Source organism: Micromonospora sp. CPCC 205554 (genome assembly GCF_036902745.1).
In the GTDB taxonomy this organism is placed as follows: domain Bacteria; phylum Actinomycetota; class Actinomycetes; order Mycobacteriales; family Micromonosporaceae; genus Micromonospora; species Micromonospora tulbaghiae.
In genome coordinates this window covers 548,929-570,063 of record NZ_JBAKHP010000001.1, presented here as the reverse complement: position 1 = coordinate 570,063, position 21,135 = coordinate 548,929, and the positions used below count along the sequence as shown (strand labels likewise).

At 75.0% G+C, this 21,135-nt stretch carries 13 protein-coding genes; 11 read left to right on the top strand and 2 right to left on the bottom strand.

The features are described 5' to 3' along the window. Positions 1-39: 39 nt before the first annotated feature. Together V6U82_RS02570 and V6U82_RS02565 are read right to left on the bottom strand one after the other, a co-directional pair. Positions 40-777 (bottom strand): thioesterase II family protein, encoded by a 738-nt coding sequence (locus tag V6U82_RS02570; RefSeq protein WP_334458944.1) that lies wholly within the window; start codon positions 775-777, stop codon positions 40-42. Continuing rightward, entirely contained in the window at positions 774-7,301 is a 6,528-nt protein-coding gene (locus V6U82_RS02565) for an amino acid adenylation domain-containing protein (RefSeq protein WP_334458943.1), read from the bottom strand. The genes V6U82_RS02570 and V6U82_RS02565 overlap by 4 nt, the downstream gene beginning before the upstream one ends. Before the next feature lie 113 nt (positions 7,302-7,414). On the opposite strand from V6U82_RS02565, the gene fabD reads away from it, so the two are divergent. From fabD to V6U82_RS02510, 11 genes are all read left to right on the top strand, one after another. Next, on the top strand, positions 7,415-9,664 hold the full coding sequence (gene fabD / locus V6U82_RS02560) for an ACP S-malonyltransferase (RefSeq protein WP_334458941.1): 2,250 nt from the start codon (positions 7,415-7,417) through the stop codon (positions 9,662-9,664). 45 nt (positions 9,665-9,709) lie between these two features. Beyond that, a complete protein-coding gene (locus V6U82_RS02555) occupies positions 9,710-10,651 on the top strand; it encodes a DUF6039 family protein (protein ID WP_120569409.1) in 942 nt (313 codons plus the stop codon). Between the two features lie 3 nt (positions 10,652-10,654). Next, positions 10,655-12,508 carry an amino acid adenylation domain-containing protein gene (locus V6U82_RS02550; protein ID WP_334458938.1) on the top strand — a complete coding sequence of 618 codons (1,854 nt, stop codon included), beginning with the start codon at positions 10,655-10,657 and terminating at the stop codon, positions 12,506-12,508. A 1-nt stretch (position 12,509) separates the two neighbouring features. Next, the gene (locus V6U82_RS02545; protein ID WP_128138445.1) at positions 12,510-13,475 is read left to right on the top strand and encodes a chlorinating enzyme; all 966 of its coding nucleotides are present in this window, start codon (positions 12,510-12,512) and stop codon (positions 13,473-13,475) included. Then, complete coding sequence (locus tag V6U82_RS02540) at positions 13,472-13,702, top strand: phosphopantetheine-binding protein (protein WP_334458937.1); 231 nt, start codon at positions 13,472-13,474, stop codon at positions 13,700-13,702. Before V6U82_RS02545 ends, V6U82_RS02540 begins: the two co-directional genes overlap by 4 nt. Beyond that, the gene (locus V6U82_RS02535; RefSeq protein WP_334458936.1) at positions 13,699-14,937 is read left to right on the top strand and encodes a beta-ketoacyl synthase N-terminal-like domain-containing protein; all 1,239 of its coding nucleotides are present in this window, start codon (positions 13,699-13,701) and stop codon (positions 14,935-14,937) included. Before V6U82_RS02540 ends, V6U82_RS02535 begins: the two co-directional genes overlap by 4 nt. Before the next feature lie 6 nt (positions 14,938-14,943). Further along, positions 14,944-16,128 carry an NAD(P)/FAD-dependent oxidoreductase gene (locus tag V6U82_RS02530; protein ID WP_334458935.1) on the top strand — a complete coding sequence of 395 codons (1,185 nt, stop codon included), beginning with the start codon at positions 14,944-14,946 and terminating at the stop codon, positions 16,126-16,128. A 105-nt stretch (positions 16,129-16,233) separates the two neighbouring features. Next, on the top strand, positions 16,234-17,790 hold the full coding sequence (locus tag V6U82_RS02525; protein WP_128138615.1) for an ABC transporter substrate-binding protein: 1,557 nt from the start codon (positions 16,234-16,236) through the stop codon (positions 17,788-17,790). Beyond that, the gene (locus tag V6U82_RS02520) at positions 17,787-18,743 is read left to right on the top strand and encodes an ABC transporter permease (RefSeq protein ID WP_334458933.1); all 957 of its coding nucleotides are present in this window, start codon (positions 17,787-17,789) and stop codon (positions 18,741-18,743) included. Before V6U82_RS02525 ends, V6U82_RS02520 begins: the two co-directional genes overlap by 4 nt. Continuing rightward, positions 18,740-19,531 (top strand): ABC transporter permease, encoded by a 792-nt coding sequence (locus V6U82_RS02515; protein ID WP_128139157.1) that lies wholly within the window; start codon positions 18,740-18,742, stop codon positions 19,529-19,531. Before V6U82_RS02520 ends, V6U82_RS02515 begins: the two co-directional genes overlap by 4 nt. Continuing rightward, positions 19,528-21,084 (top strand): ABC transporter ATP-binding protein, encoded by a 1,557-nt coding sequence (locus V6U82_RS02510; protein ID WP_334458931.1) that lies wholly within the window; start codon positions 19,528-19,530, stop codon positions 21,082-21,084. The genes V6U82_RS02515 and V6U82_RS02510 overlap by 4 nt, the downstream gene beginning before the upstream one ends. Positions 21,085-21,135 lie beyond the last annotated feature (51 nt).

The following is a 21,135-nucleotide window of genomic DNA, read 5'->3' as shown; positions in this document are numbered from 1 at the left end:
GGCGCGGGCCCGTCCCGTTCCGTCGTCTCCGGCCCCGGCTCAGGACCGCACGGCGAGATCGGCCAGGAGCGCCTCGGCCAGCTCGGCGGGCGGGCCGGCCAGATAGAAGTGACCGCCGCTGAACACCCGCAGGCTGAAGCCGGCCGACGTGACCTCGGCCCAGGAGCGCATCTCCACCACGTCGACCTCCGGGTCGGCGTCGCCGGTGAACGCCGACACGGGACAGCGCAGCGGCGGGCCGGGCAACTGCCGGTACGTCTCGTTGACCGCGAAGTCGGCGCGCAGCCCCGGCAGGAACAACGCCATCAGGTCGTGCCGTCGCAGCACCTCGTCCGGCGTGCCGCCCAGCGCCGCGACCGCCGGCAGGAACTCGTCCGCGCCGAGCGTGTGCCGGTTCGGCCGGCGGGCGGGCAGGTGCGGCGCGCGCCGGCCGGAGACGAACAGCCGGGACGGGCCGCCCGGCCCGGCCGACAGCCGCCGGGCGGTCTCGTACGCGACCACCGCGCCCATGCTGTGGCCGAACAACGCGTACGGGCGGTCCGCGTGCGCGCCGATCGCGGCGGCCAGCGGCGGCACGACGTGCTCGATGCTGGTGTACGGCGGCTCCGACAGCCGGGACTCCCGGCCGGGCAGCACGACCGGGCAGACGCCCAGGTACGGCTCCAGCGCGGCACGCCACGGCCGGAAGAACGAGCCGCCGCCCCCGGCGTGCGGGACGCAGTACAGCAGCATCGGGGCGTCCGGGTCGGCCGGGCCCTTGATCCACCGGTTGCTCATCGTTCCTCCTCGTCGGACCGCAGCACCACGTGCCCCACCGTGCCGGTCGCGCCGACCGCTGTGACGAGCGCGCGCAGCGGGACGCCGGTCCACGGCTCGGACCGGCGGACGAACCGCACCGGCAGCGCGCCGAGGTCGACGAGCGGGTGCGGCGTCTCCGCCACCAGGGTCGGTACGAGCCGGCGGTGCCGCAGCTGGAGGAGCACCTTGGTCAGCTGCGCGAGCCCGGACGCGGCCTCCGCGTGGCCCAGGTTCGGCTTGACGGTGCCGATCGGCACGCGTACCCCCTCGGGACCGGGCGCGGCGGCGGCCAGGAACCGGCCCACGGCCTCGATCTCGGCGGCGTCGGACAGGGCGGCCCCGGAGGCCGCGCACTCGACGTAGCCGATGTCGGCGGGGGTGAGCCCGGCCCGGCTCACCGCCTCGGCGAGAGAGCCGGCCAGGGTGGCCGCGTCGGGCGTGCCGAACCGGCTCGTCGCGCCGCTGTGCCCCACCCAGGTGCTCTCCACCACGGCGTCGACGCGGTCGCGGTCCCGGCGCGCGTCGCCGAGCCGCCGCAGCAGCAGCGCGCCGGCGCCCTCGCCGGGCGACCAGCCGCCGGCGGCGGCGTCCAGCGCCCGGTACGGCGTCTCGGCGACCAGGCCCAGCCCGCGCAGCACCGCCACGTGGTACGGATGCGCCAGCAGGTTCACCGCGCCCACCACCGCGGTGTCGCAGTCGCCCCGGTCGAGGCTCTCGGCCGCCTGGCGCAGGGCGGTCAGCGCGGAGGAACAGGAGGTGTCCACCGCGACGCTCGGGCCGCGGAAGTCGAAGGTGTGGGAGATCCGGTTGGCGATCTCCGAGCCGGTGCCGGAGATCCGGGCCGGGCCGCCGTCGCGCCACCGGTCCGTGCCGGCCAGGCGGTGGTCGTGCCACATCACCCCGACGAAGACACCGACCCGGCCGAGGGACGCCGGGGTGTGGCCGGCGTCCTCCAGGCACGCCCACACCACTTCGAGCAGGACGCGTACCTGCGGGTCGAGGACGGCGGCCTCGGCCGGTGCGATCCCGAAGACCATGCTGTCGAACGTCTCCAGGCCGGACAGGTAGCCGCCGGCCGGTCCGGCGCCCCGCCCGGGCGGGGGCGGCGTGATCGCGCAGTGGCCGGCGTCGAGGTTGCGCCAGAGCGTCCCGACGTCGTCCGCGCCGGGGTAGCGGCCGGCCACCCCGACGACGGCGATCTCGTGCGGCCCGGCGGCGGGTGGCGGACCGGCGGTGGGAGCGGCGGGCGCCTCGGCCTCGTCGTCGCGCGTCACCGGCCCGCACAGGAACGCCTGCTGGAACACGTGGTCGTCGTCGAGCCGCAACGCGGCGCGCACCGGCGCCTCGGCGACCGCGCCGACCGGGCACAGCCCGAGGCCGTGGTCGGCCTGGGCGCCCATCAGCACCTGGCCGAGGTAGCCGGCCTCCAGGGCGAGGTACCGCTCGGCGTCGTCGCCGTAGAGCGGGCGGATCGCCCGCGTCTGCCCGACGAGGAGGATCTGGAACGCCGCCCGGTCGTACACCGGCCGGTTGTAGACGAAGTGGGCGGTGCGGTCCAGGGCGGCGCCGTCGCCGATGCGGCGCAGCGTGTGCTCGTCGGGGTGGTGGTAGTAGACGCCGGCCGGCAGCCCGGTGACCCGGTCGCCGGGCACGTGGACGTAGACCTGCACGGCGTAGGTGTCGCCGGCCGACGGGTACAGCCGCCGCGTCCGGTCGCCGTCGGGCAGCGGCCGCAGCAGGCCCAGCAGGTCCGCCACGGTGGACAGCGGCACGGGCCGGTCGAGGAGGTCGCGGCGCGAGGCGCGCCGCCGGTACCGCCGCCGCGCGGGGCGCTCCCCGGACAGCGGCACCGCCTCGCCGTCGTCGCGCAGGTCCAGCCGGGCCGCGGCGAAGGCGGACCGTTCGGCGGGGGAGAGCACGTCGACCGTCCGCGGCGGCGGCGCGGCGGACGGGGGCGGGTCCGCGGGTACGGGTGCGGGCGGGCCGGGCGACAGGTGCGCGGCGATGCCGTCGATCGTCGGGTTCTCCAGCAGCGCCGCCACCGGCACCCGGGTGCCGAGACGCTCGTGCAGCCGGGCCGAGACCTGGACCATGGTGAACGACGTGGCGCCCTGGTCCCACAGGTCGGCCGCCGGGTCGACGGTCTCGCCGAGCAGGTCGGCGAACAGTTCCGTGAGCACCTGACGGACACCCGGCGCGTGCGGCGCGTCCGCCGGTTCCGGCGGACCGGCCGGCGTGTGTGCAGAGTCCGGCGTGGGTGGCGTGGCCGGCGGCAGCGGCCACGGCAGGCCGGCGCGGTCCAGCTTGCCGTTGTCGGTGGCGGGGAACTGCTCCAGCACGGCCAGGTGGCTCGGCACCATGTAGTCGGGCAGCGTCTCGGCGGCGAAGGCCCGCAGATCGCGTACGGCCGGGGCGGCGCCACCGGAGGACAGCAGGTAGGCCACCAGCTTGCGCTCGCCGCCCTCCTCGCGGGCGACCACCACCGCGTCCTTGACGCCCGGATGGCCGCGCAGCCGGTGCTCGATCTCGCCGAGTTCCACCCGGAACCCGCGGATCTTCACCTGGTGGTCGGCCCGGCCCAGGAAGGTCAGGTTGCCGTCCGGCAGGAACGCCGCCCGGTCGCCGGTGCGGTACATCCGGTCGCCGGGCGGCCCGTACGGGCACGGCACGAACCGGTCCTCGGTGAGGTCCGGCCGGTTGTGGTAGCCGACGCCGAGCACCTCCCCGGCGATGTAGAGGTCGCCCTCGACGCCGGGCCGGCACGGGCGCCGGTCGTCGTCCAGGACGTAGTAGCGGGCGTTGTCGATCGGCCGGCCGTACGGGATGATGCGCCACCCGGGGTCGACCGTCCCGACCCGGTAGAAGTTCGACCACACGGTGGCCTCGGTCGCCCCGCCGAGGTTGACGATCTCGGCGGCGGTGAAGCAGGCCCGCAGCTCGTCGGGCAGGGACAGCGGCGTGTGGTCCCCGCTGAGGAACACCAGCCGCAGGTCGGTGGTGCCGGGCCCGCCGCGGTGCGCGGCGGTCAGCGGTACGACGTGCGCCAGGGTGGTCGGCGCGGAGTTCCAGAACGTGACCGGTTCCCGCAGCAGGACGTCCAGCAGCAGCGCCGGGTCCTTCTGCTGCTCCTCGTCGGCCACGTAGATCGAGGCGCCGTAGCCGAGCAGCCCGAGGATGTCGAACACGGACAGGTCGAAGCCGAGCGACGTGACACACAGCCCGGTGTCCTCCGGCCCGAAGCGGAACGTCCGGCGCGCCCAGTGCAGGAGGTTGTGCACGGCCCGGTGGGTGACCGCGACGCCCTTGGGCCGGCCGGTGCTGCCGGAGGTGAAGATGACGTACGCGAGGTCGTCCTCGCCGGTGCACGGCTCCGGGTCCGGCACGGCGGCCGAACCGACCCGGTCGGCGTGGACCACGGCGATCCCGTCCGGCCGGCCCGCCGCGGGCAGGTCCAGGTCACCGGTCGTGACGAGCGCGATCGCGCCCGCGTCGGCGAGCATCAGCGCGGCCCGCGCCGGCGGCAGCGACGGCTCCACCGGCAGGTAGGCGCCGCCGGCCTTGAGCACGCCGTAGACGGCGGCGACCATGAGCGGCCCCCGGGCGACGCTGATCCCGACCACCGATCCGGCGCCGACGCCCGCGGCGCGCAGCCGGACCGCGATCCGGTTCGCCACCGCGTTCAGCTCACCGAACGACGTGGTCCCGCCGCGCCCGCGTACGGCGACCGCCTCGGGCCGGGCCCGGGCCTGGGCCTCGAACAGCAGGTGCACCGGCCCGGCGTGCGGGAACTCGACGGCGGTGTCGTTCCACCCGTACAGGACGTCGCCGAGGTCCGCCAGTTCGGCCAGCGCCGACCGGTAGGCGTCGAAGATCCGGTCCAGGTCGTCGTCGCCGATCGCGTCCTCGGTGGCGTCCCAGAACAGCCGCAGCGTGTCGTCGCCCTCGTCGATCGCGATGCAGTCCAGCGCCACGTCGGGGGTGCACGTCAGCCACGGGCCGGCTGTCACACCGTCCGGCAGCGGCACGTCGCCGAGTTCGAGCAGCCCGGTGCACACGACCGGGTAGCCGGCGCCGCCGTCGCGCATCCGCCGCAGCACCAGCCGCCGCAGCTCGGCCAGGCCCGACGCGCCGTCCGCCGCCGCGTCGGCGGTGATCTGCCGGTCGTAGCGCTCGGCGAGGTCGAGCAGGCCCTCGCCCGGCTCGCCGGCGGCCAGCCAGCTCAGCGCGGTCAGCTCGGCGGGCCGGAACGGCTCGGACCGCGGCGTCCACCGCACCAGCGGCACCGCGAAGCGGTCGTGGTGGCGGGTGCCGAGCGCGGTGGTGAGGGCGGCCATGAGCAGCGCGTCGAGCGCGAGGCCGCGTTCCCGGGCCAGCCGCCGGATCCGCGTCCAGCCCGGCACCCGGGCGGTACGCCGCCGCCGCGGCCCGGTGTGCGCCTCGATCGGCGGGCCGGGCGGAAGGTCGGCCAGGCGGTCCTGCCAGTACCGGCGGGCGTGCGGGTCCGGCGGTGCCTGCGGCGCGCGGGGCGGCCCGGCCACCGGCGTGCCCGGGCCGGCGTAGCGGCGCATCAGCTCGCGCAGCAGCAGGTGGATGCTGCGGCCGTCGGCCACCAGCAGGTCCAGCGCCACGTGCACGGTCGCCGCGCCGGACTCGTCCACCTGCACGCGCAGCTCACCCTGGGGGAGACGGCCGAGCGGGAAGGCCCGGCCCACCATGTCCCGCTGCACCGCGTCGGACGACGGCCCGCCGGGTCCGGTCACCGGGATGTGCCACCGGTCCGGCACGTCCTCGCGGGTGACCAGCCGGCCGTCCGGGGTGACGACGGTCCGCAGCGGCTCGTGCGTGGCGAGCAGGCCCAGCCAGGCCGCCTCCAGCCGGGGCAGGTCGAGCCGGTCGACGGCGAAGGCGTGCACCACCTGGCAGCCGCTCCACGGCCCGGTGCCGCCCGTGGTCCGGGCCACGAAGTACGCCTGCTGGAGGTCGTTGAGGGGACGGCCGGCGTCGTCGGGCACGGGCCGCAGCCAGCGCAGCGTGTTGACGAACCAGGCGAAGGTCGCGGCGACGACGCCCGGGGCAAAGGCGTCCTCCGCCACGTCCCACCGCACGCGCAGCTCCCCGTCGCGCTCGCCGATCTGGGCGTCGAGCGTGACGCCAGTGGTCTGGCTGACCGCGTACCGGCCGTCGGCGCCGGTCCCGCCCACGTCGAGCAGGCTGGTGAACACCACCGGGAGCTGCGCCGGGACCGGCAGCCGGCGGGACCGCAGCTCGCGCAGCGCGGCCACGCCGGGCACGTCGGCGTGTTCGAGGTCGCGGCGCAGCCGGTCGTGGACCGCCCGGGCGGCCTCGGCGAACGGCCGCCCGGCCGTCGGCTCGGCGACGAACACGGTGGTCGAGGTGAACGGCCCGGGCACACCTGCCGCGCCGGCGGGCAGCCAGAGCCGGCTGTTGGTGGTGAGCACGAGCGAGAACGCCGCGTCGGCGCCGGCCCGCCGCAGTGCCTCGGTGAAGGCGGTGAGCACCACAGCGGTCGGGGACACGCCGAGGTCGCCCGCGTACGCGGTCACCGCCGCCCACTCGCGCCGCGTCAGCGCCGCCGTGTACGGCACCCGGACCGGGCCGGGCTCGGCGCCGGAGGTGGGCAGCGCGGGTGCGGGCGGCAGGTCGCGCAGCGCGCCGGCCCAGTACTCCAGGCCGGCGCGGTACCCGTCGCCGTCGCGGTGGGCGGCGAGGGCCACGCCGAGGTCCCGCAGCGTGACGCCGGGGGCGGGCAGCTCGCGCCCGGGGTCGTCGTAGAGCGCCCGGAGCTGCTCGACGAGAAGCTCCAGCCCGGCGCCGTCGACGATCGCCGCGTCGACGCTGAGGTGCAGCACGCCGCCGCCGTCCGGGGCACGGGTCACCTCGACCGTCCACAGCGGCTCGTCGGCCGGGCCGTAGGAGTGGTGGGAGAGGCGCCGGCGTACCTCCTCGGCGTCGGTGCCGACCGGCATGGTCCAGTCCGGCGGCCGCTCGGCCACCCGCTGACGCCCGTCCGCTGTCAGCACCAGCCGCAGCGCCTCGTGGTGCCCGACCAGCCGCCCCCACGCCGCGCGCAGGCGGTCCACGTCCAGGTCGGCGACGTCGTACTCGCGGTAGAGGTGGCAGCCGGGCCCGCCGGTCGCCTTGGCCAGCAGGTAGCCCTCCTGGAGCGGGGTGAGCGGGAACGGCTCGTGCCGCCGCCCGGGCTCCGGGCGTACCTCGGGTCGCAGCCCCGCGCCGGCGGGCGCGGCCCGGGCGGCCAGCTCGGCCAGCTCCCGGGCGGTGGCGCAGCGGCGCAGCGCGTCGGTCGGCAGCTCCGTGCCGAACGCGGCACCGACCTCCAGCAGCACCCGCGCGGCGGCGAGGGAACCGAGTCCCAGGTCGCCCAGGTCCGTGTCGGCGTCCGCGGTGACTCCGGCCGGCAGCACGCCCGACAGGACGTCCAGGACGATCTCCACGCGGTCCGGGATGGCGGTCTGCTCGTTCATGCGCTCCCCGCTCCGAAGGCCGGCCCTGTCGCCGCAACCTAAGCGGCGCCGGACCGGGCGTGCTGCTCAACTCTGGGCAGCCAGTGCGTCCGCCGGGCCGGACAGTCCAAGTCGTGTCCTCCAGACCGAAGTCCGCCTGGGTGTTCCCGGGGCAGGGCGCGCAGCGCCGGGGCATGGGCGGTGACCTGTTCGACCGCTTCCCGGCCGAGTGCGCCGCAGCCGACCGGATCATCGGCGTACCGGTGGCCCGGCTGTGCCGCGACGACGCCCTGCTGGGCGACACCCGGTACGCGCAGCCGGCGCTGTTCGTGGTCGGCGCGCTCGCCTACCTGGCGGCACGCGACGAGGAGCCGCCGCCGGACTACCTCGCCGGGCACAGCCTCGGCGAGTACGCGGCCCTGTTCGCGGCCGGCTGCCTGGACTTCGAGGAGGCGCTGCGCCTGGTGTGCCGCCGCGGCGAGATCATGTCGCGCGCCGCCGGCGGCGGCATGCTCGCCGTCCTCGGCGAACGGCTGGACCGGCTGCCCGGGGTGCTCGCCGACGCCGGTGTCGACGACGTGGACGTGGCCAACGACAACGCCGACGGCCAGGTGACGCTCTCCGGCCCGCGCGAGTCGCTGTCGGCCGCGGCGCGGGCGGTCACCGCCGCCGGTCTGGGCCGCTGCGTCCCGCTTCCGGTGGCCGCCGCGTTCCACTCGCGGTACATGCGCGCCGCCGCGGCCGAGTTCGCCGACGTGCTGTCGCAGGTCCGGTTCGCGCCGCCGCGGGTGCCGGTGATCTCCAACGTGACCGCCCGGCCGCACGACCCGCTGCTGCTGCCCGACCTGCTCGCCGTGCAGCTGCGCCGCCCGGTGCGGTGGCGCGAAACCATGGCGTACCTGGTCGGCCGCGGCGTGCGCACGGTGCGCGAGCTGGGTCCGGGCCGGGTGCTGACGGACCTGTTCCGCCCGGTGCTTGCGGCGGCGCCGGCCGTGCCCGACGGCGGCGACCCGGGACCGGCGGCGCTCGGCTGTCAGCGGTTCCGCGCCGACTACGGCGTCACGTGGGCCTACCTCGCCGGCTCGATGTACCGCGGGATCAGCTCGGTGGCGATGGTCGCCCGCCTGGGCAAGGCGGGCCTGCTCGGCTTCTTCGGCGCGGGCGGCTTCGACCGTGACGAGGTCGAGGCGGTCCTGCGCTCGCTCACCGTGGATCCCGGTCCGGGCCGCTTCGGCATGAACCTGCTGGCGATGCCGGACAACCCGGCGCTGGAGTCGGCGCTGGCGGAGCTGTACGTCCGGCACGACGTCCGCTACGTCGAGGCGGCCGGGTACACCGGCGTCACCGCGGCGCTGGTACGGTTCCGGTTCGCCGGAGCGCACCTGAGCGCCGACGGCACCCCGGTCGCCGTCCGGCACGTCGTGGCGAAGGTGTCCCGGCCCGAGGTCGCGGCCGCGTTCCTGGCCCCGCCGCCGGCAGCGATGCTCGCCGCCCTCGTGGCCGAGGGGGCGCTGTCCGCCGGGGAGGCCGCCGCGGCGGCGCGGCTGCCGGTCAGCGGCGACCTGTGCGCCGAGGCCGACTCCGCCGGGCACACCGACGCGCGGTCCGCGCTGACCCTCGTGCCGGACCTCGTCCTGCTGCGTGACGCGGAGATGCTCCGGCACCGCTACCCCGAACGCATCCGGGTCGGCGCGGCGGGCGGCCTGGGCACCCCGGAGGCGGTCGCCGCGGCGTTCGTGCTCGGCGCCGACTTCGTGGTCACCGGGTCGATCAACCAGGCCACCCCGGAGGCCGGGACGTCACCCGAGGTCAAGGACCTGCTGGCCCGCGCCGGGATCCAGGACACGGCGTACGCGCCGGCCGGTGACACGTTCGAGTTCGGTTCCCGCGTGCAGGTGCTGCGCCGCGGCACGATGTTCGCGGCGCGGGCCACCCAGCTGCTCCAGCTCTACCACCGCTACGACACCTGGGACGAGGTGCCCGCCGCGATCCGCGACGCCGTGGAACGAACCACCTTCCGCCGGCCGTTCGCGCAGGTGTGGCGGGAGACCGAGCGGCACTACCGGGCCACCGGCCGCGCCGCGGAGGTGGAGCGGGCCGACCCGCGACGGCGGATGGCCCTGGCGTTCAAGTGGTACTTCGCCCACGCCACGGACGTGGCGCTGCGCGGCGACACCACCGAACGGGCGAACTTCCAGGTCCACACCGGACCGGCGATGGGCGCCTTCAACAGGTACGTGCGCGGCACCGAACTGGCCGACTGGCGGCTGCGGCACGTCGACGTCGTCGCCGAACTGCTGATGCGCGGCGCGGCCGACGTCCTGCGCCGGCACTGTCCGCCGGTGGCCAGTAGTGAGCAGAGCGGCTGCTCCGATGCTGACTAGCGTGTCCGGGCGCCCACCGAACCAGCCGAAGCGAAGGAGTCTCCGATGACCACCACATCGAGTCCGCCGTTCGTGTTGCCGACCGCCCAGGCCCAGACCTCGATCGACCGGGCCGCGATCCTGCACTCGGGCAACGCCGGCGTGATCGTCGAACGGGTCGGTCAGTTGCGTGCCGAGTTCCGCTCCGAGGCCCGGCAGTTCGCCCGGGAGCTGTCGGAGTACCTCAACACCAACTACGCCGGCATCATCACGGTGTTCGTCTACGAGGAGACCTTCGGCACGAAGGACCGCCTCCACTGGCTGATGCACCTGAAGTCGCTGCACGCCTACGAGACGCTGATCGAGATGGGCAGCCGCGACGCCGGGTGGCGGGACATCATCATGCGCCAGCGAATCGACCCGGCGCGCGGCGGCGGCACGTGGGACCGGATGTTCCTCGACGGCGACCTGCACGAGACGGTGCTCATCCCGTCGGCCTTCGGCATGTACGGCACGTCGGACGAGACGCCGGACTCGGTGCGGACCACCGACGGCGCGGCCACGTTCACCGTGCCCACCGCGCAGCTCCAGACCGACGTGCCGGTCGAGGACCAGCTCAACTCCGCCACCTGCGGCATCCTCATGCACCGCACCGGCGAGCTGCGCTACGAGTTCCGGGCCGAGGGGCGCGCGTTCGCCCGGGCGCTGTGCGAGAGCTGGAACCGGGCGCTGGCCGGCCACGCCACCATCTACCTGTACGAGGAGGCGTTCGGCCGGTCCGACCGCATCCACCACTTCATCCACCTGAAGTCGCTCAGCTCGTACTACACGCTGATGGGCGTCCGCGCGATGAGCGACCCGGCCACCCGCGAGGTGTTCACCCGCCAGTGGATCCCGGAGGAGAAGGGCGGCGGGGGCTGGGAGCGGATGTTCGTCCAGTCCAGCCTGTCCGACCTGTCGCTCACGCCCCAGCACTGGGGCATGTACGCCACCAAGACGGAGCGGTGACCGATGCCCGTGAGTGACTGCCTGCACACGATCTTCTCCCGGCGGGCGGCGGAACAGCCGCACCGGATCGCGGTGAGCTGCGGCGACCACCGGTTGTCCTACAGCGAGCTGGACCGGCTCTCCGGTGAGCTGGCCGAGCGGTTGCGCGGGTACGGGGTTCGCCCCGGTGTCCACGTCGGCGTGTGCGTCGACCGCTCGGTGGACCTGGTCGTGTCCGTCCTGGCGGTGCTGAAGGCGGGTGGCGCGTACGTGCCGGTGGACGCCGAGCATCCGGCCGCGCGGGTCGCCGCGGTGCTGGCCGGCAGCCGGGTTCCGGTGACGGTGGCGGTGACCCGGACCGCCGACTCGCTCGCGGAGTGGTCGGGCCCGGTGCTGTGGGCCGACGACAGCGAGGACGACGACGACACCGACGACGAGGACACCGACGGCGACGGCACGGGCGTCGAGGCCACGGCCGGCGACGGCGCGGCGGAGCGGGCCGGCGGCACGGGCGCCGTGCGGGAGCCCGCCGCCGAGGCCGGGCCGGACGACCCCGCGTACGTCATCCACACGTCGGGTTCCACCGGGGCGCCGAAGGGCGTGGAGGTGACCCACCGCAGCGTCGTGGCCCTGCTGGAGCACGGCGCCGGACGGTTCGGCTTCGGCAGCGACGACACGTGGACGCTGTTCCACTCGATCGGCTTCGACTTCTCCGTCTGGGAGCTGTGGGGCGCGCTGCTGTCCGGCGGCCGGCTCGTCGTCGTACCGGGGCGCGTGGCCCGGACCCCGGCGCTGATGCTGGACCTGGTGCGGCGCGAACAGGTCACCGTGCTCAACCAGACCCCGTCGGCGTTCCGCCAGTTCGCCGCCGCCTACCTGGCCGACGAGGGCCCGGACGAGCTGCGCCTGGTGGTGTTCGGCGGCGAGCGGCTCGACGTCGGGGCGCTGGCGCCGTGGATCGCCCGGCGCGGCGACGAGCGGCCCGAGCTGGTCAACATGTACGGCATCACCGAGGTGACGGTGCACGCCACCGCCCGCCGGATCGTCGCGGCGGACCTCGACCGGCCGTCGGTGAGCCCGATCGGCCGGCCCCTGCCCGGCGTCCGGATCGAGCTGCGCGACGAGACCGGCGCGGTGGTGCCCGACGGCACGCCGGGGGAGCTGTACGTGGCGGGCGCCGGGCTGGCTCGGGGCTACCTGCACCAGCCGGAGCTGACCGCCGAACGGTTCGTCACCTCCGGCGGTGAACGCTGGTACCGCTCCGGGGACCGGGCCGTGCGGACCGACGGCGACCTGGTCTACCTCGGCCGGGTCGACAGGCAGTTGAAGGTCCGCGGCTACCGGATCGAGCCGGGCGAGGTGGAGGCGGCGGTCCTGGCCCACCCCGGCGTCGGCACCGCACTGGTGACCGCCCAGGACTTCGGCGAGGGCGACGTACGCCTGGTCGCCTACGTCGCGCCCCCGCCCGGCGCGGACCCGGACACGCTCACCGAGACGGACCTCGCCGCGACCGTGGCGGACCTGCCCGGCTACCTGCGGCCGTCCCGCTTCCACGTGGTCGCCGACATCCCGCTCACCGTGCAGGGCAAGGCCGACGTGGCGGTCCTGGACCGCCTGGCCGAACCGGCCGGCGACGACGCCGTGTCCGGGGTGAAGGCCATCGCCGACGAGGTGCTGCGCCGCGACGTGCCGGTCGACGGCGACCTGTTCGACCTCGGCGCCACGTCGCTGGCCCTCACCCGGATCGTGGCCATGGTGAACGACCGGTTCGGCATCGCGCTGACCGGCGCCGAGATGGAGGAGCCCACGGTCGGGTGCCTCGCCGAGGTGGTGGACGCGTCCCGACGCCACCATTCCCTGCAACAGGTAGGAGGCTGACATGGAGGACGACTACACGCTCACCGACGAGGAGCTGGCCGACTTCCACCGCAACGGGTACTTCGGCCCGTTCCCGGTGTACGAGGTCGAGGAGATGCAGCGGCGGTGGCGGCGGGAACGGCTGCGCCTGCTGGACCGCTCGCACGCGGTCTACCAGGACGAGGCCGCGCTCTCCGGCAACACCAACATCTCCAACTACGACCGGCACCTGGACAACGAGTTCCTGGCCGACCACATCTGCCACCCGCGGATCGTCGACCGCGTCGTCAGCGTGCTCGGCCCGGACGTGCAGTGCTGGCGGTCGGAGTTCTTCCCCAAGTACCCCGGCGACGAGGGCACCGACTGGCACCAGGCCGACACGTTCGCCAACGCCTCCGGCAAGCCGCAGATCCTCTGGCCCGGCGACGCGAAGGACTTCGGCGGCACGATCACCGTCTGGACGGCCTTCACCGAGGCCAACGAGGAGACCGGGTGCCTGCAGTTCATCCCGGGCACCCACCGGACGATGTTCTACGACGAGACCAAGAAGATGCACTACGACCCGTCCTCCATCAACAGCACCGACAAGGACGGCGTACGCCGCGGCTTCTTCGGCTACGACTACCGCGAGCTGCAGATCGACCCGGACTGGAAGCCCGACGAGTCCAAGGCGGTGTCGATGGTGATGCGGCCCGGCGAGGCGATCATGTTCTGGTCCACGCTGATGCACGCGTCGCTGCCGCACGCCGGGCGGACCGAGGAGATGCGGCTCGGCTTCGCCGGCCGGTACGTGCCGGTGTCGGTGGACGTCTACCCGGACACCGACGTCATCGAGGAGTACGGCGGTGCCGTGTCGCTGGACCGCTGGGGCTCGGTGCTCGTCGCGGGACACAACGGCAATCCGCACAACCGGATGGCGACCGAGACCACGCGGGGTCACCGGTTCACCCGGCGGGACCGCTCCGGGACGCGGGTGTCACCGGCATGACCGTCTTCGAGGTCGTGAAGGCGAGCCTCGTCGAGGTCGTCCCGGACGTCGACCCGGCGAGTGTCACCGCCGGGCGCACGCTGAGCGACTTCGGCTGCACGAGCATCGACCGGGCCGAGGTCGTGACGCTGGCCATGGAGCGGCTCGGCATCGTGGTGCCGATCTCCGAGTTCCGCGACGTCAACGACCTCGACCGGATCGTCGAGCTGCTGCGGACACACATGTGAGCACGGTCGCGGTGACCGGCACCGGGATCGTCTGCGCGATCGGGGCGGACGTCCCGTCGTTCACCACGGCGCTGCGGGCGGGCCGCAGCGGTGTCGTCGGCACCGCTGACGGCCTGGCCGCGCCGATCACCGGGTGGTCGTTCGACGACGCGGTGGCCGGCGCGCCCGAGCCGCTGCGCCGCCGGGCGGTCCGGGCCGCGGCCCGCGCGCCGCAGCCGGTACGGGCCGCCGTCGCGGCGGCGCTCCAGGCGTGGACCGGGGCCGGCCTGCCCGGCGCCCGGATCCCCGGCGACCGGGTCGGCGTCGTGGTGGCCGGGCACAACCTGACCGCGCGCTACACGCACGAGCTGTACCGGACCTGGCAGGAACGTCCGGCGTACCTGCCGGCGCGGTTCGCCCTGCACGTCCAGGACACCGACCACGTCGGCACGCTCAGCGAGGTGCTGTCCGCGACCGGCGAGGGGTTCACCGTCGGCGGGGCCTCGGCCAGCGGCAACGTCGGCATCGTGCACGCCGCCCGGATGGTCGCCGCCGGCGCGGTGGACTGCTGCGTCCTGGTCGGCGCGGTCACCGAGCTGACACCGATGCACCACCGGGGCTTCGCCGTGCTCGGCGCGCTCGCCGAGCCGGGCGGCGACCCGGCCGCCGCCTGCCGGCCGTTCGACCGGGACCGGCGCGGTTTCGTGCACGGCGAGGCCGCCGCGGCGCTGGTGCTGGAACACCCGGCCGCCGCGGCCCGGCGCGGTGCGGAGGTCCTGGCGACGGTGCCCGGGTACGCGCTCGGCCTGGACGCCAACCGGCTCGCCGATCCCGACGCGGCCGGGCAGGCCCGCGTGATCCGGGCCGCGCTGGCCGCGGCGGGGCTGGCCCCGCACGACGTGGACTACGTCAACGCCCACGCCACCGGCTCCCGGCTGGGCGACGAGACGGAACTCGCGTCGCTGCGCGACGTGCTCGGCGTAGCCGCCGGCCGGCCGTGGGTGAACGCCACCAAGGCGCTGACCGGTCACTGCCTCGGCTCGGCCGGGGTGGTCGAGGCCGTCGCCACAGTCGCGCAGCTCACCGGCGGTTTCGTGCACCCCAACCCGAACCTGGCCCGACCGATCGACGCCCGGATCCGGTTCGCCGGCCCCGGCCCCGAGCCCGCCCGGCTGCGGTACGCGCTGTCCACCGGCTTCGGCTTCGGGGGCATCAACACGGCCGTGGTCCTCGCCCGTACCGCCGATGGAGGTTGAACGATCATGTACGACGTCGTCGTCGTCGGGGCCCGCTGCGCGGGCGCGCCGACCGCCATGCTCCTGGCCCGCCAGGGCCACCGGGTGCTGCTGCTGGACCGCAGCGCCTTCCCGGCCGACAAGCTCTCCACGCTCTACATCCAGCAGCCGGGCGTCGCGCGGCTGGCCCGCTGGGGTCTGCTGGACGCGCTGCGGGCCACCGGCTGCCCGCCGCTGGACCACGTCGTCTACGAGCTGGGTGACGTGCGAGTCGAGGGCTGCTGCAGCGGCATCGACGGCATCCGCGCGGCGTACGCGCCCCGCCGCTCGATCCTGGATCCCCTGCTGGCCGGCGCCGCGGTCGACGCCGGCGCCGAGTTCCGCGACGACTGCCGGGTCACCGGCCTGCTGTGGGAGGACGACCGGGTCGTCGGGGTGCGCACCGACCGCGGCGACGAGCGGGCCGCGCTGGTCGTCGGCGCCGACGGGATGCGCTCCACCGTCGCCGGGCTCGTGGACGCGCCCACGACGACCGCCCACCCGCCGCTGACCTGCGCGTACTACGCGTTCTGGGACGGGCCGAAGACGCACTTCGAGATGTACGAGGGCGAGACCGGCTGGGTGTCGGCGGTGCCGACGAACGACGGCGCGGTGCTCGTCGCCGCCTACTACCCGCAGCAGCGCTTCGACGAGGTCCGGCACGACGCGCGCGCGGCCTACCTCGACAACGTCCGGACCAACGCGCCGCGGCTGTACGAGCAGATGGAGCGCGGCCGGCAGATCGGCGCCGTGCACGGCACCGGCGACCAGCAGAACTTCTTCCGCCGCGCGCACGGCCCCGGCTGGGCGCTCGCCGGCGACGCCGGCCACCACAAGGACTCGCTGACCGCGCGCGGCATCTCCGACGCGTTCATGCAGGCCGACCTGCTCGCCGAGTCGGTGGGCGAGCACCTGGGGGACCGGACGCGACTCGACGCCGCGCTGGCCGAGTACGACCGGGAACGCGAGCAGCGGCTGATGGAGAACTACCAGGCGACCCTGCTGGTGGCCCAGGCCGAGGCGCGGGACAAGCGCCGCGCGCTGCTGCGCGCCGTCGGCAGCAGCCCCGAGCTGACCACCCGCTACTTCGACGCGGTGGCCGGCATCGTGTCGCTGCGGGAGCTGTACACCCCGGAACTGATGGCGCTGATGTCCGCCCCGACGGCCACCTGACACCGCGCCCTATTGAGCAGACACCCGTGCCGATGATCGGCGACCGTCAGATCCGCAGACGTCTTGCGATCCGATTTCACCGGCACGACTTTTTGTGGAGGAACCATGTCGCCCACCCCGTACGACTCGCCGTTCAATCGCCGCGCGCTGCTCCGGATGGGTCTCGTCGCGGGCGCCGCGGTGGCCGGCGTGCCGCTGCTGTCGGCCTGCGGCGAGGACGAGGAGCCGTCGCCGGCGGCGGCCGGCGGGGGGTCGCTGGCGGTGCTGAAGGTGGGCGCGCCGAACGCGGTCACCGACGCCGAAGCCGGCAACCCGCTGCTGACCAGTATCGGCGCGACGCTCATCGTCATGCGGCACGTGTACGACTCGCTGATGGTGCTCGACAACGGCGAGTACAAGTACCAGCTCGCCGAGTCGGTGCAGCCCAACGCCGACGGCAGCGTGTGGACGATCAACCTGCGTTCCGGGGTGACGTTCCACGACGGCAAGCCGGTCACCGCCGCCGACGTGGTGCACAGCATCCGTACGCTCGGCGCCAAGCCCAGCAACCGGGCCTCCGTCTACGCCAACGTCGACCTCGCCAAGGTGACGGCCGTCGACGACCGCACGGTCACCGTGCCGCTGCTGACCCCGCGCGGCGACTTCAAGGAAGCCGTCCTCGTCGTCTTCTCGCCGGTCTTCCCGGCCGGCATGACCGAGTTCAGCAAGCCGATCGGGTCGGGCCCGTACCGGCTGGCCGAGCGCAACGGCACCACCACCCGGCTGGTCGCCAACGAGCAGTACTGGGGTGGCAAGCCGAGCGTCGCCGAACTCCAGGTGGTCGGCATCCTCGACGCCGGCGCCCGGCTGTCGGCGCTGAAGGCGGGGCAGGTCGACTACGCCGTCAGCATCAGCTCCACCGGCGCGAAGACCGAGGCGGCGAACAGCGAGCTGACAGTCGTCCGCGGCGGTCCGGCGAACGCCAACGCGCTGTCGTTCGCGATGAACCAGAAGCTCGCGCCGTTCGACGACGCCCGGGTCCGCCAGGCGGTCCGGCTCGCCGCGGACCGGCAGGCGCTGGTCGACAACGCGCTGCTCGGGCTCGGCTCGACCGCCGACGACGTGGTCGGCAAGAGCCTGCCCGGCTACGCCGACCTGCCGGCGCGCGCCCGCGACCTGGAGCAGGCGAAGCGGCTGTTCACCGAGGCCGGGATCACGAAGCTGACGCTGCGGACCGGCGAGCTCGTCCCCGGCATGCTCAACGCCAGCCGGCTGCTGGCCCAGCAGCTCAAGGAGGCGGGCGTCGAGCTGACCCTCCAGGAGATCTCGCCCGACGCCTACTACGCCGACCTCACCACGCTGGCCACGCACCCGTTCCAGGCGTTCTACTACGTCAACCGGCCGGCCGCCGTGCACCTGTCGGCGGTCACCCACGGCAAGGCGCCGTTCAACGTCACCGGCACGTCGGCCGCCTACCAGGAGCGGCTGGCGAAGGCCCAGGCGACAGTCGACGACAACGCCCGCGCGGAGGCGTTCAAGGCGTTGCAGGAGGAGTTCTACAAGGAGGGCGGCGACCTGCTGTGGGGCTTCCAGGAGCAGCTCGACGCCGCCCGTAAGGGGATCAGCGGGGTCCGCACGATGCAGTCGGTCCAGCTGTTCGACCGGGCGACCGGGCCGGCGTGACCGCGCTCGGGTTCCTGGCCCGACGGCTGCTGGCGACGGTGGCCACGCTGTTCGCCGTGGCGGTGGTGCTCTTCGCCGGCTCGGAGGTGCTCCCGGGTGACGCCGCGTCGGCGTCACTCGGGCCCGACGCCACCATCGAGGAGGTCGCGCAGCGCCGGGCCGAACTCGGCGTCGACCGGCCCTGGCCGGTGCGGTTCGTCGAGTGGGGGACCGCGGTGCTGCGCCTCGACCTGGGCACCAGCACCTCGATGCACCGGCCGGTGGTGGACGTCGTGGCCGAGCCGCTGGCCGCCACCGGCCTCCTGGTCGGCCTCACCGCGGCGGTGACGGTGCCGCTGGCGATGGGACTGGGGCTGCTCACCGGGCTGCGGCCGGGCGGCCGGGTGGACCGGGCGGTGTCCGCGGTCGCGGTGGTGGCGGTGTCGATCCCGCAGTTCGTCACCGCCGGCCTGCTCGTGCTGGTCTTCGCCGACCTGTGGCCGCTGCTGCCGGCGATCTCGCTGCCGCCGCTGGGCGGCGGACCGCTGGACCGGCCGGAGATCCTGGTGCTGCCGGTGGCCGCGCTGACGCTGTTCGGCGCGGCGTGGGCGAGCCGGATCGTGCGGGCCACTGTCATCGACGCGGACGCGATGCCCCACGTCGAGGCGGCCCGGCTGGCCGGGCTGCCCGAGCGGGTGGTCGTGGCGCGGCACCTGCTGCCCGCGGCGGCGCCGCCGTGCGCCCAGACGTTCGCATGGCTGCTGTCCGGGCTGTTCGGCGGCACCACAGTGGTCGAGGTGGTCTTCAACTACCCGGGCCTGTCGCAGACGCTGGTGGCGGCGGTCCGCAACCACGACACCGCCGTCCTGGAGGGGGTCGGGCTGCTCCTCGCCGCGATCATCCTCGTCTCGTTCATCGTGGCCGACCTGCTCGTCCTCGCGGTCGACCCCCGGCTGCGGGTGGCCGCCCGATGAGGGCCGCGCGGTGGCTGCTCGCCGGGACGGCCACGGCCGTGGTGCTGCTCGTGCTCGGCGTCGCGCTGTTCGGCCCGCTGTTCGCCGGCGAGCCGGAGCGGATCGTCGGGCTGCCCTACAGCGCGCCGACGGCGGGCAGCCCGCTGGGCACCGACAGCGCCGGGCGGGACGTGCTGGACCGGGTGCTGGCCGGGGGCCGGCCGCTGGTGGCCGTGCCGGTCGTGGCGACGATCCTGGCAACCGTGCTCGGCCTGGTGCTGGGCCTGCTCGGTGGCTACTTCGCCGGGATCACCGACGCCGTGGTGTCCCGGCTGGACTACCTGCTGCTGGGCCTGCCGCCGGTGCTGATCCTGCTGGTGCTGCTGCACGGCTGGGGGTACAGCGCCACCACGATGATCATCGTGGTGGTGCTGACCGGCACGCCGTTCGTCTCCCGGGTGACCCGGGCCGAGACGCTCCGCGCGGTCGAGGACGGCTACGTGGTGGCCGCCTACGCCGGCGGCGACTCGCACCTGTCGGTGATCGTCCGGGAGATCCTGCCGAACATCGTCCGGCCGGTGCTCGCCGACTTCGGCACCCGCCTCGCCATCGCGGTCACGCTGACGGCGGCGGCGGCGTTCCTCGGCTTCGGCTCCAGCGGCCCGAACTGGGGGGCCATGATCAGCCAGAACGTCGAGGGCATCCAGCTCACCCCGTGGGGCGTGGCGGTGCCGGCGGTCCTGCTCGGTGTGCTCACCGTCGCCGCGAACCTCGGCATCGACCGGATCGTCGGGCGGGTGCTGCGGTGATCGAGATCAGTGGGCTGCGGGTCGAGGACACCGCGGGGCGGGCCGTCCTGGAGAACCTGTCGTTGCGCGTCGCCGAGGGCGAGCGGGTCGGCGTCGTCGGCGAGTCCGGGGCGGGCAAGACGACGCTGGCGATGGCCCTCGTCGGCGCGGTACGGCGCGGACTACGGGTGGCCGGAGGCACGGTCGTGGTCGACGGGCACGACGTGCTGACGGCCTCCGGCGCCGAGGTGCGGCGGGTCCGGCGGCGGGTGCTGGCGTACCTCCCGCAGGATCCGCCGTCGGCGCTGAGCCCGACGTTGCGGGTGCGGGCGCAGATCCGCGAGCTGGCCGCGGACCGGTCCGACGCGGCCGTGAGCCGTGGGCTGGTCGAGGTGGGCCTGCCCGGCGACCGGGCCTTCCTGCGCCGGTACCCGCACCAGCTCTCGGGCGGTCAGCAGCAACGCCTGGCGCTGGCCCGGCTGCTGGCCGGCGACCCGCGCGGCCTGGTGCTGGACGAGCCGACCACGGGTCTGGACGGGCTGGTGCGCAAACAGGTGCTCGACCAGTTGGACCGGCTCTCCGCCGATCGCGGGCTGGCGGTCGTGCTGGTCACCCACGACCTCGCGGCGGCGGCTCGGATGACCGATCGCCTGATCGTGCTGCGGGGCGGCGTCGTGGTGGAGCAGGGACCGACCGCGCAGGTGCTCACCCGGCCGGCCGCCGCGTACACCCGGGACCTGCTCGCCGCGGTGCCGGACCTGCCGGCGGAGATGCGCCGTCGCGCCGCCACGCCGCAGCGGGGCGCGGAGGTCCTGACCGTGTCCGGGCTGTCGGTGCCGCGGGGTGGCCGGGTCGTCCTGGACGACGTGTCCCTGCGGTTGCGTGCCGGCGAGGCGTTGGCCCTGCTGGGCACGTCGGGCTGCGGCAAGACGACGCTCGCCCGGGCCGTCGTCGGCACGCTGCGCCCCAGCTCGGGCCGGGTGACGCTGTCCGGCGAGGTCCTGGAGCCGACGCTCGGGCGCCGGCCGGTGCACCAGCGACGCCGCTTGCAGCTCATCCCGCAGGACTCCGGCGGGTCGCTGAACCCGCGGCGGCCGGTGGGCGCGGCGATCGGCCGGGTGGTCCGCCTGGCCGGTGGGATGACGGCCGAGGCGGCCGCGGCGGAGACCCGACGGCTGATGGGGCTCGTCGGCCTGCCGGGGGAGCTGGCGTCGCGGCTGCCGCGGGAGCTGTCCGGCGGGCAGCGGCAACGCGTCGCGATCGCCCGCGCGCTCGCCGCCGGGGCCGACGTGCTCGTCTGCGACGAGATCACGTCGAGCCTCGACGCCCAGGTGGCGGCCTCGGTCCTGGCGCTGCTCGACTCGCTGCGGCGGACCCTGGGCCTGGCGGTGCTCATCGTGACGCACGACCTCGGTGTGATCGCCCGCAACGCGGACCGGGTCGCCGTGCTCAGCGGCGGGCGGATCGTCGAGGAGGGCACTGTCGAGCAGGTGTTCGGCGACCCGCGCCACGAGGCGAGCCGGATGCTGCTGGACGCCGCGCGGCCCGTCACCGCGGCGGCGGACGTGCCGTGACCGGCCGAGGCGGAGGGCCGCTACCGACTTCCGGCAGCGGCCCTCCGCCTC